Here is a 13,410-nt window from a genome sequence, read left to right on the forward strand (position 1 = left end):
CAGCAAATGCCATTATGTTGATTTTTGTGGACTTTTTCTATTATGCGATTAGAATTTGACTAATTCGAAGGGGCTTCGGATTCACTGAGTAGGGGCCTAGCCGGCTAATACTTGTAATCCTGATGCATTTGCGGCACATGGTTCATTTCGTCCAGAGCAACGGGCCATCTGCACATCTGATTTGACTCTTACCTCTGACGCTTAACCCGCCTACAACACCCGCAGCGTCTGCTCGTCAAACAACGGCTCGTCCTGTCCTATCCGCACGAACAGCAGCTTGCGCCCCTCACCCGCCGGCACCTCGAAATACTGGATGCCGTCAGGCATTTCGCCCCAGTCGCCGCAGGGCGGCTCCGGGATCTCGTCGGGGCTGGCTACCGCTTTCAGTTCCTTCGCGTAGGAGGCGTCCGGGCTGAAGGTGTAGCGCTTGATGCCGGCGGGCATGGTGCCCTCGGTGTAAGGCGCCAGCACGCAGCGCGCGCTGACGGCCTTGTCGGTCTTTTCCAGGAACAGGCGCTGCAAGGCGACCTCGGCGGTTTCGCCGGGCCTGATGTCATACAACTCGACAAGAGGGTCGGCCGCGCCGCCATCGCTGTATTTGATGGCAAGCGCATTGCCGGCGAATTCGAAGTGGATCTGGCGGAAGCCGAAATCGCAGCGCTGCGCCCAGGCGGCAAGCCCGACATTTTTGTCCGTCAGCCTTTCCCAAACGCATTTGTCGATGGGCGGGCGCGATGGCGACGGCTCGTCCGCAACGGCGGATACCGTCGCGGATGCAAGCAGGGCGCTGGCCCAGATGATCGATCTCATGGCGCGCTATTCATCGCTGCATCCTGTCAAAGTGAAGGCATCCCACGCCGAGCCGTCTGGATTGGCGTTGGCGAAATCGGCTCCTTCAGTGAAAGCCACGCCGAAATCAGGCAAGAGCAGCCCTTTCGGCGCCGGTGTCGCTTCGCGCGAATTCAGCTGCTCGGCGCCGCCGCCGGTCAAGGCGTAGACCTGGCCCTGCCATATCCTGCAGAGCCCGCTGCCGTCCTGCAGGCCCGCTTCGCGGTCGTCATCGGTGCAGGTGTGGCGGATGGTGCCAAGCGGAAAGGAATTCCTGCCGTTGGTCCAGGTGATGTCGGCCGGCAGGCTTGTGCCGGTGTTGGGCACGGTCAGCGAAAACACCTGCGCCGTCAGCGCCGCCGGCTCGTTGGCGAGCGGCCGAAATTGCATGACCGCACCCGAGCGCGGCTCGCGATAGGTGGCGTGGCTCAGAAGGCATTCTTTTGCGAAGGCCGCCTGCACCGGGCCGAGCAGGCCCAGGACAACGAAGGCGAGTTTGCGGGTGATCATTGGATGTCTCTGGGAAAGCGTTGCCTGGGTCCACAGTCGCATCATCCGCGCAAAAGCATAAGCGAAATCCGGAACGGCCGCGTTTATCCGCGCCGGGACGAAAACTTGTCCTGTACCGACCCGACAGTCTGTATGGTCGAGCACAGCGGCCCAGGAGACAGATGATGCGGCGTTTGGTAATGGCAATGGCGATGTCCGCATTCGCGGGTGGCACGGCACTGGCGGCGGCGCCCTATGTCGGGGCATGGTCCAGCGATCGGCTGAACTGCCATGCGGCCGCCGACATCCAGCGCGAAACTGTGTTCACTGTGGATCAGGCTGCCCTGTCGTTTCCCGAATTCGGCTGCGAGCACGCGACGTTTCGCAAAAGCCCGACCGGATGGGTGGTGCTGGCAAGCCAATGCTACGGTTCGGACCCGTCGCTCGAGGAGCCGTTCACGCGCGTCATCCATATCGTGAGGCATGGCGCCACGCTGCGGCTCACCTGGCCCGGCTTCGACAGCGGACCCCTCGTCCGCTGCTGAAGGCGTCCATCGCCTCAGAACAGCCCGACCAGAAACGCGGCGCCGCCGAGAAAGCCAGCCGAACAGACCCACAGCAGCCATAGTCCGCGCACGCGGCATTCGAGCACCGCCGAGGCGGGGTTGGCGGGGTCATAGTGGACGTCGACCTTGCTGCCCTCGACATACTGTCGTGCCTGGCCGCCAACGAGGCCGGGCAGCGAAGCCGTCACGGTTGCGCCGAAGGTCACACGATCGGCGCTGTAGCGCTGGCCGTCGACGCCATAGGAGTAGACGACGCGGGATTTGAAGACGGTGCGCCAGCGTCGATAGCCTGAGTGGCTTTTGAGCGCCTGCAGGCCCGAGGCATCGATGCGGCCGGCAGTGACCGGCCATTTTGCAGCCTGCTCGGCAAGCGATTTCTGGGCGAAACCCATGCGCAGGACAAACAGGCCCATGAACAGCAGCAGCGCTCCCGCGCCGAGATTCTGCGGCTTGGGCAGATGCGGCCCGATCGCCTCCAGGACACCGCCGACGGAAAACACCAGCACCAGTGCGCCGACCACCAGTCCGGCCGAGAGCTGGACCATGAACTTGAAGGCGCCGTCCGGCATGGTGCGCTCGATCACGGCTTTGCTCGGATCAGCTGGATTGTAGAACACAGTCACCTCCGCGCCGCGAGGAAACTGCGCAAGGGTCTCCTTGACTTCGAAATTCCCCAAATTCTCCTTCACGCTGTAGCGCGAGCTTTGAAATTTCTTGCCGCCGACCTTGTATTCGAAGGTGATCGCCGGAAAATTGCGCATTTCGGTGGTATCAGTGCTGTCCGAGCCAACGCCCGAGCGTCTCACCTCACGGGCCTCGACGCGCGAGGAGATGATCTTTCCCGGTGTCGGCAGCCAGCGGCTGAGCGCCTTCACCTCTCGCCATTTCAGGAAGGTGATGAGCGACAGCATGCCCGCGACCACGCAGGCGAAGCCGACGAGCATGATCTTGAGTTCCAACTCGTCTCCCCCCAGGAGTGCAGGAGCCTGCACATAGACAGCATGGCGACGGCAAAGTCTTGTATTTTCGAGAAGCCGCCTCTCCAGAAAGGAACAGACCGTTTTCCTTTGATCCAGATCAACGCACACGCACCGCTCATGCTGTCTCCTCGACAGTCACCAAAGGGAGAACGAGCGTGTCGACTTACGACCTCATGGTTATCACCGCACTGCTAGTCTGTTTCGGGTCATTCTCCGCAGTCCCGGCCTATGCCACCCTCGCTGAATCGCGTCGCCGGCCACGCAGATAAGAGCAGCGCAAACAGCAATAGTCCGCAGCGCGTCAAGACGGCCTCACGGCCAGGAACGTGTTCCATTCCTCGCCATCGCGGCCTACGTTGAAATCGTCCCTGATGAGAACCAGCCCGGCGCTTTCGAGACGGGCCGCGAAGTCGTCCCTGCGCCAGTAGACGGTATGATATTCGCCTGATGTCTCGCCATCGCTGTTGCGCATCGAGGACCGGCACCGGAAAATGGCCCGGCCTGACAGAGCACTATCTGTTCAAGGCGGACTACACGCCGATGCTCAGCCCCAAGCTGGCCGAGAGCGTGGGCGGCATTCGCCACCCCGAGGATCTCTACAAGGTAGCGCTATGCTGTGCGACCGATCCCTGGTGGAAAATCTGGTTCGAAGCAGCCGGTGTACCCTTCGATCCCGATCGCGTCATCGCGGGTCCAATGCTGGGTTCGCAGGCTTATGACGCGATGGCCGCATTGACCGATCAGGGCGCCGCGATCCTCACCCGCAACATCTACAGCGCCCTTCTGGCAAAAGGCCAGTTGATACAGCCATTCGAAGTCCTCGGATCCGACGGCGACGGCTATTGGCTGGTGCACCTGGAAAGCCGCCGCAACACGCCGAAGATCAAGGTGTTCCGGGACTGGGTGCTGGCCCAGACGGCGGATATCAGGGACAGCGAAGCACTCCCGGCCTGATGGACCGGTTCAGTCGGCGTCGGCTACGGTCTGCCGTCCGCCGGCCCAGGCACGCCATTGCCGTTCGTCGCCATGAAAGACGTTGAGGTCGATGCGGCCGGTGACGCCATGCGACAGGCCGGAGCCGGAATACTGCCAGAACAGCCATTTGCGGTCGGGATAGACCTTGGATGGATGCCGCGCCACGGCCCGCAGCCAGAACGGATAATCGAGGAAGGCGCCGCGCAGATTGTCGCGGTAGAAATCGGGCGAGGTGTAGATGATGGGCCGCTGGCCGTAGTGGCGCTCCAGCCTGTCCATGAACAGCTGCATCTTCTCCAGCACCTTTTCGCGCGACGGCCGCCGCTTGCAGCTGGACTCGCCGTTCCACTCGACGTCGATCACCGGCGGCAGCGCGCCTTCGACCCTGGGCACGTTGCGGATGAACCAGTCGGCCTGTTCGCCGGCCGTGCGGCACCAGTAGAAGAAGTGATAGGCGCCGCGCTTCAAGCCGGCAGCGTCGGCATTGCGCCAGTTCTTCATGAACATCGGATCGAGATGGTCGCCGCCGTCCGTCGCCTTGATGTAGGCGAAATTGGCGCCCTGGGCGCGCAGCTTGTCCCAGTTGACGTTGCCTTGCCAGCGCGAGACGTCGACGCCGTGCACGGCAAGGTGGCGGGGCGAAGCCTTGCCGAAATTGATCGGCTTGGCATCGCGAAAGCCATAGCGGGTGACCGGCCCGGCTAGCATAGCGGGTGCCGCGCGGCTCAGCAGCCTCGGCGGCGATATCAAGGCCGCCGGCTCGATCGATGGCTCGATGCTGTCCGACGATCCCGGCGCTGAAAGTGCCACCGTTTCTTCCTCCGCCAGGCCGAAAGGCCGCGGACTTTCGGCCGGGTCATTGTCAGACATGGGCGCCATTTCGACCCTTGGCGCGCGCCTGGTCATTGCCTGCGGGACTGCCGTCACCGGTGCCGGCGGCCGGATCACGGAACTGGTGGTTTCGCTCGACGGTTTCTGCAAATCCAAGGCATCGACGCCGGCCGTCGACGAGCAGCCGGCAAGGCATAGCGATGCGACCAAAAAACTGACGACGCCCGGAATCCGCATCTGGACCTGTACTCAAAACACAACAGACCGAGGGCAAAACGACAGCCAACGGACAAACCGGATCAGTTATGAATGAGAAATTACCAATAAAGTTTGAATCAAAGATTATTTGTCGGAGCGAGGGTTGGCGAATGGGGTTCCCAAGGGCCAAGCGGGGAGCCGGGCAGAGAGTTCGGGCGCTAGCCGCTCTTCCTGAAGACGCCGATCATCGGCCCCAGATTCCAATAGTCGTCGTTGCGGCCGATGGCAGGCGCAAACAGGCTAGATATCGTGCCGTCGAGGAACAGCGCATTGTCGCAGCCGAGCGCGTCGCGGAAAAGCCGGGCGAAGGCATGGAAGGTCACCGTGCCGTTCGAAATCGCAAAGACCGCGACGCCGTCCTTTCGCACCCCGACCCCGTCGCGGGTTTTTCGCGAGGTGCTGTCGGCCTGGAATTTCCGATGCAACTGGCCATCGATCACCAGCATCGGCCCGGATTGCGTCGCATAGTCGACGGGCGGACGCCTTTTCACAAAATCCCTGGTGGCGCGGACCGCGGCTTTGCCGTCGCGCATGAAGAAGATGCCATTCGGCTGCAGGGAGAAATTGCCATTTCCCGATCCGGTCTTCACCGAAGCCATTTCCTGGCCGTGCTCGACGTAGAGACCAACCGGATCGAGGTTCGGGTGATACATGCCGGCGTTGATGCCGAACAGCATCGTGCGCCCGGCCGCCTGTTGCGAGGCATGGAGATTGTGCAGCGACTGAAACGGCTTGCCCGCGGGATCCTTCCAGAACAGTTCGACCTGATATCGTTTCGGGTCGACCTCGCACACGAGATAGCTGGTCGCCTCGAAGGCGAAATCCCGGCATGGCGGCAGCGAGGCAACCCACTGGCCAAACCCAATGCCGAGTGCCGCCACCGACGGCAGCGCGCCCTTGGCCAGCGCCAGCAGCAATGGGACCGATTGCAGAAGGGTCAAGAAAGCCATGCGCGTACAGGAATCCAGTTCGATGATCCGGTACGGATATAGCCCGTTTCAAGCGATACTGTGAAAGTGCCCTAGTGATCGGTAGCGCTGCACCACATCCGCATCCGCTCCACCTGGGGAACTACTCGGTTCATACCTCGGCGGATGCGCTGAAGGCCGGTGAACATCATATAATGGAATTGTGCAAAATGCTGACTGAACGCGAGCGGCAACGGCCATCATCCGAAAGTGGCCCGGTTCCGGTGTTTCGTTAGCGCTGTTGTCACGGCAGCAATTCGGTGATGCCTTGCACCACGCCAAGAAACGCCACCTTGGCGAATCCCAGGCCGACGAAGCCCGTATCCAGGCCTTGAGTGCAAATGTCGGCCAATGGCGAATTCCATGCATGAGAGATCGGACTTGCGCGGACCGGCCAGTACCGGTCAATCCCGGGCAAGCCTTATCGTCATGAGTGGGATAATCAATTTACGGATTTGTAAGCTGTGCCGGAATGCACGCGATTCAAAACCGGCCCGCATTGGGGTCGGTTCAAAGTTCATAGGGAAAACCGCAAGGCGGTTAATCTCAACGCGATTTATGGGCAGAGCTGGAGTTTCTGGCATGCCCTGGCGATCACATGCGCTGGCGGCACGCCAGGTTCATCGACAGAGGGCCGACGAACCCGTTCGAGCAGCATGCGCACCTGTTCGGGGCGCACGCGATCGCGCTCCATCACAAGCAGGACCATCGGATCGCTCAAAAGCTCGTCCAGGGTGCTGATGCTGTCATTCATCCGTCGTCTCCTCGAATGCCGTGCCCGCGCCCCCTAAATAGGGAGACAAAGATGGCTCGCCAATGACGCTTTGCCGGCTATCTCGTGTCGATTTGGATCAAATTCTGTCCAGGCTTGCGCCCTCCATTCCCAGGGAAAAGCCTAGGCCGGCGGCGGCGCGCCTTCGTGCTGCGGCAGGCCGTCTTCGAGCACCAGCCAGGGCTGCTTCGAGGCCGTGAAAATATGCATTTGCGGCTTGAAAATGGAGGGGTCATCAAGCGAACCGGTGGTGATGCCGATGATGCCTGCGGAATCGCGCCGGGAGAACATCGTCGTACCGCAACTCGCGCAAAAGCCGCGCTTCAGGTCCGGCGAGGAGTTGATCGTTGCCAGTGGCCCGTCGACCGTCACGTCGTCGATGCGAAACAGCACGCGTGCATTGAAGGCGGCTCCGATCGCCTTCTGGCAAACCCGGCAGTGGCAGATGCGTTCGTTGATGGGGGCTGCGTCCGTGCGGTAGCGCACCGCCTTGCACAGGCATCCACCCTCATATCTTGCCATGGCCCTGATCCATTGTGGAGAGAATACGCGGCAAGGTAGCCGCGGGACCAATTGGGTCAATTGAAAAGCTTTGATACAACGCCATCGATTATGATGATGCGAATGGAACCGAAGCCATGACGCCGGACATCGAAACCATCGGCATTGCGGACCTGTTCGGCCCGCCCTCGCCCGCTCGCGACCGCACCGACGCCAGGATCATGGCGGCGGCCCGCGGAATCGGCTTCATGGCGGTCCGGGACTTTCCAGGCGACGACTGGCTGACGCCGGACAAACGCGCACAAGTGCTGCGCATCTTCGCGCTTGCCGACGCCGAGAAGCAGAAACTGCTGCGCTGGAATTTCGACCGGACGAAGAAGAATGTCTATCGTGGCTGGTTCCCGCTGCAGCCGACCGCCGTCTCCTACAAGGAAGGCATCGACATGGGACCGGACCTTGCCTATGCGGCTGGTGCCCCGGCTTCAGACGATCCGTTGTGCGAGCCGACACCCTTGCCGGCCGAAGACGTTCTGCCCGGCTGGCGCGCGGCGGCAGCGGATTATTACCGCGCGATGGAGACGGTGGGCAACGCGCTGATGCGCTCGATCGCCCGAGGGCTTGGCCAGCCGGAAAAGATCTTCGATGCCTATTTCGAGCATGGCATCTCGACGCTGCGGCTGATCCGCTATCCCCTGCGTGACGCCAATGCCGGGGTCGACACCAGCGGGCCGGAATTTTCGGTTGTCCACAAGGGCGAGAGGCGCACCATCATCGGCCGCGAGCATGCCGATTCCGGCTTCGTCACCTTGCTGGCGCAGGACGGCGTCGAGGGCTTGCAGGCCAAGACCGTTGCCGGCGAGTGGATCGACGTGCCGCCGGCCAACAGCACGCTGGCGGTCAATTTCGGCCAACTGCTGGAGCGCTGGACCGGCGGACGCGTCCGGGCGACGCGGCACCGAGTGATTGCGCCGAAGACGGCGCGCTTCTCGATCCCGTTCTTCTACGAACCGCGCGTCGATGCGGAGATTGCGCTTCTGCCCCTGGCGGGCACTGAGCCCTTCGAACCGTTTCTCTATGGAGACTATCTCTGGGAGGCGGCGACAAATTTCGTCGAGATGAGCGGCATCAAGCATCTCAGGCAGCCGCGCCGCGCCAAGGCTTCATAAACAGAACCGCCAGCCGTCTCACGGGAGATGGCCGGCGGGAGCAGGCAGGCGATCATTCCGTTTCGCTGACGACCTCGTCCCAGGTCTTCACCTTGATCTCGCCGTTGAGGAACGGCAGTGCCGCAGCCGTCAGTTCCGGCGCGAAGAAGACGTCGTAGTGGGTGCGGTTGGGCAGGATCGCCAGTCGGTTCTGCGACAGGTTCTCGCGCGTCCAGCCGGCGTCCTTCAGGCCGCCGACCGGCATCTTCAGCTTGGCGACGTCGGCGGAGTAGTCGCGGTTCTGACGCATGAAGTTGCCCAGTGCATCGAGCAGCTTCGGGAAATCGGGCGGGCGCGGCGCCACCGCGACGTAGGATTTGTACATCGGCGTGTCCTTCATGAAATCGGCCGCCGCTGCACTGACCTGCGCCTGCTGGCCGCGCATCTCGGCGTAGAATCCGTCGGCCGCGTAGCCGGTCGACACCAGGACAAGCCGGCGCACCGCTTCGGGATTCTGGATGGCCATACGGAAGGCGACGCCGCCACCCAGCGAATAGCCCATGACGTCGACCTTGTCGTAGCCGAGCGCCTCGACGATGGCAGCCATGTCGTCGCCCATCGCCTCCAGACTGAACGGTCGCTCGCCGAGCGCCGTGCGGCCATGGCCTTGCAGGTCGACACCGATGACGGTGCGGTTTTCGGCAAGCTTGGGCAGGAGCGGCGCGAACATGTCCGTGGTGCCAAGGCCGCCATGCAGCAGAAGCAGCGGCTCGCCCTTGCCGTAGATGGCGTAATAGTAGTCCTGGCCGTTGATCGGCAGCAGGCCAGACTTCCCCGGCTTGGGCAGTGCGCTCGTTTCGGTCGTCATGACGGTTTTTGCCTCCTCCGCATTGGTGGTGCCCGGGCAGCCGAGAAGCGCCGCGGCCGAAGCAAGAATGGCGAAAATCAGGGTTTTGGACATATCGATCTCCTCTCCTGCCGATATCAAAGCGTCATGCCGATCAAAGCGTTTTGGCGAGTTCCTCGAGCTGATCGGTGCACTGGCCCCAGCCCTCGTGGAAACCCATCTTCTCGTGCTGTTCGCGGTCGGCGGCGCTCCAGTGCCTGACCCGGGCGATGTAGCGGGTCTTGCCATTGCCTTCGTCCTCGAAGGTCAGCACGCCGGTCATGAACGGCTTTTCCGATGGCTCCCATGCCTGGGTGTAGGCGTCGGTGAACACGATCTTCTTGCCGGGAACGACTTCGAGGAAAACACCAGGGTTGGGGAATTCGTTGCCGTCTGGGCCGGCCATGACGACAAGGCTCGAGCCGCCGGTGCGCACATCCATTTCGGCGCGCGGCGTCGTCCACGGCTTTGGCGCGAACCATTGCGTGATCAGCTTCGGGTCGGTCCAGCAGCGATAGACGTTTTCGCGCGGCGCATCGATGATGCGGGCAAGGACCAGTTCGCGGTCATTGGCGGGGGCGATGTCGAGCTTGGTGGTCATGATGATGTCCTCGGTGTGCGTTTGATCTGGCTTCCGTCCCAAGGACGAGCCGATCAACCGCAAACCGACATGGCCAGCGAAATTTTTTGACGACGTCCGTGCCGTGCGTCGATCCGGTGGCGAACGAAGGCCGTGTCAGTGACGCTTGGCTTGCACCAGATAGGCCTCTATCTCGGTCTCGCCGAGCCATTTTGCCGCCTCCAGCCGATGCAGGCCTTCGACGAGGATATGACGCTTGCCGTCATGGCGGACCTGGATCGGCGTCTTCATGCCGTTTTCCAGGATGTCCTCGGCCAGATGGCGGACGGTCTCGGGGTGCAGCGTCTTCTTGCGCGCCGTCGGCACGTAGATCTCGTCGACCTTGACCTTTTGCACTCTGAGCATGCCGACCCCCGTGGCGGAAACGCCGCCTCCCTTGAGATAGTCCGTTTGGTGGAGGCGGCCAAGGGCGCGGCTAACAAATACGATGCGTGGAGGTCATTCTCGGTTCGAAGATGCCAGGGACAGCAGACCGTTTGCCTGTCGGCGTGCGTTTCGATATTGCGTCGGCGCGATCGTCGATGGCCACGGAGGGCAAGAATCCCCATGAGCAAATCTCTCGTCACTTTTGTCGGCGTCGCTCATCCCTGGATGTGCGACGTGATGGGGCACGTGAATGTGCGTCACTACGCAGCCATGTTCGACGATGCCAGCTTCCAGCTTCTCGGCCATATCGCCGGACAGGACGATAATCAGGCATCGCAAATCGGATGGGCCGATGTGCGCACCGAAATCGACTATCGGCATGAAACCAAAGCCGGTGCGCTCATCACCATCCGCTCGCATGTCGTGAAGATCGGCCGCACCTCCATCACCTTCGAACAGGTGATGTCGGGATCGCTCGACGGCGTTGTCCGTGCATCGAGCCGGACGACCAGCGTGCGCTTCGACCTCTCCGCGCGCGCCTCGGTGGCGCTGGACGAGGCAATGCGAACCCGCGCCACGGCCTTGCTGATCGAATAAACCTGTCTCGGCCGGTCAGCCTTGGTAGATACGGTCGCCAAGCGGTGTCTCCGCGATCAACGTCTGCAGCCCGGACAGCAGCGCCTTCTCGGCGCGGTTCATCGTCTTGTCCGGATTGACCAGCAGGAAGATGTCGATGGCCGGCGGCGCGTCATAGGGGGGCAGCCGCCACAGCGTTCCATCCGCCATGTCACGCCGCGCGACGTGCAGCGGCAGCGGGCCGATGCCGAGCCCGGCAACGATCATGCGCCGTACCTCTTCCAGGCTCGAGGACACGCCGACGACATCGGCGTTCAGCCGGGCTTCGCTGCGCAACAGTGCGACCGGCCGCAACGCGTCCGAAATATGGTCGGTCTGGAACGATACCGAGGGTTCGCCCCGGAGATCGGCCAGCGTCAGTCCGGTTTGCCCGTAAAGCCTGTGTTGCGGCCCACAGAAGAAGCCGAAGAACTCGCGGTAGACCATCGCATATTCCAGCGCCGGATCGCGCTGGCTGACCAGGCAGATGCCGAAGGAGGCACGCCGCTCCCTCACCTGTTTGGCGACTTCGGTGCTTGCCGCCACCGAAATGGTGATGCTGGCGCGCGGGTAGTTGCGGTGAAATTCGGACAGCGCCTTATCGAAGAGCGGCGAGACGACATGGCTGGCCGTCGCGATCATCACATGGCCGGTGACGTCGTCGCTGATGCCGCGCATCAGCAGCGGCAGCTGCGATATGGTGCCGAACACCTCCACGCTCTGCTCATAGAGAAGCCGTCCGACCTCGGTGAGCTCGAAGCGTGTCGCGTCCCGCTCGACCAGCCGCCGGCCGACCCGGTCTTCCAGCCGCCGCAGGGCGTTGCTGACGCTGGGCTGCTTGAGGTTCAGCCGCTCGGCGGCGCGCGTGATGCTCTTCACCTCGGCGATCACAACGAACGTCCGCAGAAGGTTCCAGTCCAGATCCCAGACCAGCCGTTCGGGGCGAGGCAAAGCCATTCCTGACATCTATGCTCCCTATTCCCATTATCTATTTGCGCAATGATACCGCAAAGGCAATCATTGAAAACAGGAAAGCATCCCCGCGCCCCCCAAGAACAAGACTTTGCGCTCCATCCAGAGGACAGGAAATTAGATGAACAGAGTATTTTCCGGCATCGCCGTTGCGGCCCTGCTGCTCGCGTCGACCTTTACGGCTGTTTCGGCCAAAGCCGACGACCTCGAGAAGATCAAGGCGGCGGGCGAGCTGAAGATTTCCATGAGCGGTCAGTATCCGCCCTTCAACTTCGTCAACGACCAGAACGAAGTCGTCGGCTTCGACGCCGATATCGGCAAGGCCATCGCCGAGCGCATCGGTGTCAAGGGCATCATCATCACCACCGCCTGGGACGGGATCATCGCCGGCCTGCTCGCCAACAAATACGACACCGTCGTCGGCTCCATGACGATCACGCCAGAGCGTGAGAAGGTGGTCGATTTCGTCGGGCCCTACTACCACGCCGGCCGCGCTGTATTCGTAAGCGAGGCTTCCAAGGTGCAGAGCCTCGACGACCTCAAGGGCAAGACCATTGGCGTGACGCTGGGCGAGACGCACGAGAAATGGGCGCGCGAAAAAGGCGGCTGGGACATCCGCACCTACAAGGGCCTGCCGGAACTGCTGCTCGAGTTGAGGGCTGGTCGCGTCGATGCCATCGTCGTCGACAACATTCCGGTCATGGTTGCCGTCAAGGAAACCGGCGAGAAGGTCCGCAAGCTCAACACGCCCGATATCGAAGGCGGCGCTGTCGCCATCGGCATCGCCATCCGCAAGGACAATCCGGAGCTCAAGGCTGCGATGCAGAAGGCGCTGGACGACATGCTGGCCGACGGCAGCTACGAAAAGATCTCGATGAAGTGGGTTGGCAGCGACATCCGCTGATCCCTTCTGGCTTCAGGCGGCCAAGATCGTCTGAAGCCGAGCGCCCCTCCTGCTGGACCGTCTCATGGATTTCTCCCTGATGCAGCGTGTCTTCCCGTTCTTCGTGGAAGCCGCCCTGGTGACGATCGAGATCACGGTGTTGGCCCTGATCCTGGGCCTTGCGGCTGCGGCATTGGCCGCGACCGCCAAGATGTCGAGGTCGGCAATCCTGCGGACCATCGGCACGCTCTATGTCAGCCTGTTTCGCGGCACGCCGTGCCTGATCCAGCTCTTCGTGCTCTATTTCGGCGGCCCGCAGATCGGCATCAATCTGGAGCCGTTCGCCGCTGGCGTCATCGGCCTCGGCCTCAACATCGGCGCCTATATGGCGGAATCGATCCGTGGTGCGCTGGTCGCGGTCGACAGAGGCCAGACCGAGGCTGCCCGCACAATCGGCTTCAGCCGTCTCCAGACGCTGCGCAAGGTCGTGCTGCCGCAGGCCGCGCGGCTGATGATCCGGCCGCTCGGGGTCAATACGGTTGCTTTGCTGAAAGGATCCGCACTGGTGTCGACCATTTCAGTCGTCGAACTGACTTACACCGCCCAGCGCTTCATCGGCTCCACCTACAAGCCGTTCGAGATCTTCGGCGTTGCGGCCCTGCTCTACATGATCATGGTCTACGCGGTCGCGCGGGTCGTCGACCTGCTCGACAAACGCTTCGCCATCGTCTGACC

Annotated in this window: 17 protein-coding genes and 2 pseudogenes; 6 read left to right on the forward strand and 13 right to left on the reverse strand. The window is 62.2% G+C overall.

Annotated elements, in window-relative coordinates:
• Positions 1-210: 210 nt before the first annotated feature.
• On the reverse strand, positions 211-810 hold the full coding sequence (locus ASD99_RS29655) for a hypothetical protein (RefSeq protein ID WP_057145804.1): 600 nt from the start codon (positions 808-810) through the stop codon (positions 211-213).
• A gap of 6 nt (positions 811-816) precedes the next feature.
• Entirely contained in the window at positions 817-1,338 is a 522-nt protein-coding gene (locus tag ASD99_RS29660; RefSeq protein WP_057145805.1) for a hypothetical protein, read from the reverse strand.
• 164 nt (positions 1,339-1,502) lie between these two features.
• Between ASD99_RS29660 and ASD99_RS29665 the strand changes: the two genes are divergently transcribed.
• Complete coding sequence (locus tag ASD99_RS29665) at positions 1,503-1,862, forward strand: hypothetical protein (protein ID WP_057145882.1); 360 nt, start codon at positions 1,503-1,505, stop codon at positions 1,860-1,862.
• 14 nt (positions 1,863-1,876) lie between these two features.
• Here the strand turns inward: ASD99_RS29665 and ASD99_RS29670 are convergent, their stop codons facing one another.
• Positions 1,877-2,842: a DUF3592 domain-containing protein gene (locus ASD99_RS29670; RefSeq protein ID WP_244497946.1), complete on the reverse strand. Its 966-nt coding sequence runs from the start codon at positions 2,840-2,842 to the stop codon at positions 1,877-1,879.
• Between the two features lie 322 nt (positions 2,843-3,164).
• A pseudogene (locus tag ASD99_RS32945) lies at positions 3,165-3,338 on the reverse strand (methyltransferase type 12); the annotation flags it as partial.
• Between ASD99_RS32945 and ASD99_RS29675 the strand changes: the two are divergent.
• The gene (locus ASD99_RS29675) at positions 3,311-3,817 is read left to right on the forward strand and encodes a LysR substrate-binding domain-containing protein (RefSeq protein ID WP_244497948.1); all 507 of its coding nucleotides are present in this window, start codon (positions 3,311-3,313) and stop codon (positions 3,815-3,817) included. The pseudogene ASD99_RS32945 and the gene ASD99_RS29675 overlap by 28 nt on opposite strands.
• A gap of 9 nt (positions 3,818-3,826) precedes the next feature.
• Here ASD99_RS29675 and ASD99_RS29680 read toward each other — a convergent pair whose 3' ends face one another.
• The 5 genes and pseudogenes from ASD99_RS29680 to ASD99_RS29695 form a co-directional block, all read right to left on the reverse strand.
• Positions 3,827-4,906, reverse strand: coding sequence for a GH25 family lysozyme (locus tag ASD99_RS29680; RefSeq protein WP_057145806.1), 1,080 nt, complete (start codon positions 4,904-4,906; stop codon positions 3,827-3,829).
• Between the two features lie 179 nt (positions 4,907-5,085).
• Positions 5,086-5,877, reverse strand: a complete 792-nt coding sequence (locus tag ASD99_RS29685) for a phosphodiester glycosidase family protein (protein ID WP_057145807.1) — start codon at positions 5,875-5,877, stop codon at positions 5,086-5,088.
• A 265-nt stretch (positions 5,878-6,142) separates the two neighbouring features.
• Positions 6,143-6,247 (reverse strand): annotated as a pseudogene (locus ASD99_RS33770) (undecaprenyl-diphosphatase); the annotation flags it as partial.
• A 204-nt stretch (positions 6,248-6,451) separates the two neighbouring features.
• Positions 6,452-6,649 carry a hypothetical protein gene (locus tag ASD99_RS29690; protein ID WP_056594467.1) on the reverse strand — a complete coding sequence of 66 codons (198 nt, stop codon included), beginning with the start codon at positions 6,647-6,649 and terminating at the stop codon, positions 6,452-6,454.
• 141 nt (positions 6,650-6,790) lie between these two features.
• Positions 6,791-7,189, reverse strand: a complete 399-nt coding sequence (locus ASD99_RS29695) for a GFA family protein (RefSeq protein ID WP_057145808.1) — start codon at positions 7,187-7,189, stop codon at positions 6,791-6,793.
• 116 nt (positions 7,190-7,305) lie between these two features.
• On the opposite strand from ASD99_RS29695, the gene ASD99_RS29700 reads away from it, so the two are divergent.
• Positions 7,306-8,334, forward strand: coding sequence for an isopenicillin N synthase family dioxygenase (locus ASD99_RS29700; protein WP_057145809.1), 1,029 nt, complete (start codon positions 7,306-7,308; stop codon positions 8,332-8,334).
• Between the two features lie 52 nt (positions 8,335-8,386).
• Here the strand turns inward: ASD99_RS29700 and ASD99_RS29705 are convergent, their stop codons facing one another.
• The 3 genes from ASD99_RS29705 to ASD99_RS29715 form a co-directional block, all read right to left on the reverse strand.
• Complete coding sequence (locus ASD99_RS29705) at positions 8,387-9,274, reverse strand: alpha/beta fold hydrolase (RefSeq protein WP_057145810.1); 888 nt, start codon at positions 9,272-9,274, stop codon at positions 8,387-8,389.
• A gap of 40 nt (positions 9,275-9,314) precedes the next feature.
• Positions 9,315-9,800, reverse strand: a complete 486-nt coding sequence (locus tag ASD99_RS29710; RefSeq protein WP_057145884.1) for an SRPBCC family protein — start codon at positions 9,798-9,800, stop codon at positions 9,315-9,317.
• Between the two features lie 135 nt (positions 9,801-9,935).
• Positions 9,936-10,184 (reverse strand): ParB N-terminal domain-containing protein, encoded by a 249-nt coding sequence (locus ASD99_RS29715; protein WP_013532091.1) that lies wholly within the window; start codon positions 10,182-10,184, stop codon positions 9,936-9,938.
• 201 nt (positions 10,185-10,385) lie between these two features.
• On the opposite strand from ASD99_RS29715, the gene ASD99_RS29720 reads away from it, so the two are divergent.
• Positions 10,386-10,802, forward strand: a complete 417-nt coding sequence (locus ASD99_RS29720) for an acyl-CoA thioesterase (RefSeq protein ID WP_056594453.1) — start codon at positions 10,386-10,388, stop codon at positions 10,800-10,802.
• Positions 10,803-10,817: 15 nt separating this feature from the next.
• On the opposite strand, the gene ASD99_RS29725 is transcribed toward ASD99_RS29720, so the two are convergent.
• A complete protein-coding gene (locus ASD99_RS29725; protein ID WP_056594450.1) occupies positions 10,818-11,777 on the reverse strand; it encodes a LysR family transcriptional regulator in 960 nt (319 codons plus the stop codon).
• 136 nt (positions 11,778-11,913) lie between these two features.
• Between ASD99_RS29725 and ASD99_RS29730 the strand changes: the two genes are divergently transcribed.
• The gene (locus ASD99_RS29730) at positions 11,914-12,696 is read left to right on the forward strand and encodes an ABC transporter substrate-binding protein (RefSeq protein ID WP_057145811.1); all 783 of its coding nucleotides are present in this window, start codon (positions 11,914-11,916) and stop codon (positions 12,694-12,696) included.
• A 64-nt stretch (positions 12,697-12,760) separates the two neighbouring features.
• Positions 12,761-13,408: an amino acid ABC transporter permease gene (locus ASD99_RS29735; RefSeq protein ID WP_057145812.1), complete on the forward strand. Its 648-nt coding sequence runs from the start codon at positions 12,761-12,763 to the stop codon at positions 13,406-13,408.
• Positions 13,409-13,410 lie beyond the last annotated feature (2 nt).

This window comes from Mesorhizobium sp. Root695, assembly GCF_001428185.1.
Classification (GTDB): domain Bacteria; phylum Pseudomonadota; class Alphaproteobacteria; order Rhizobiales; family Rhizobiaceae; genus Mesorhizobium.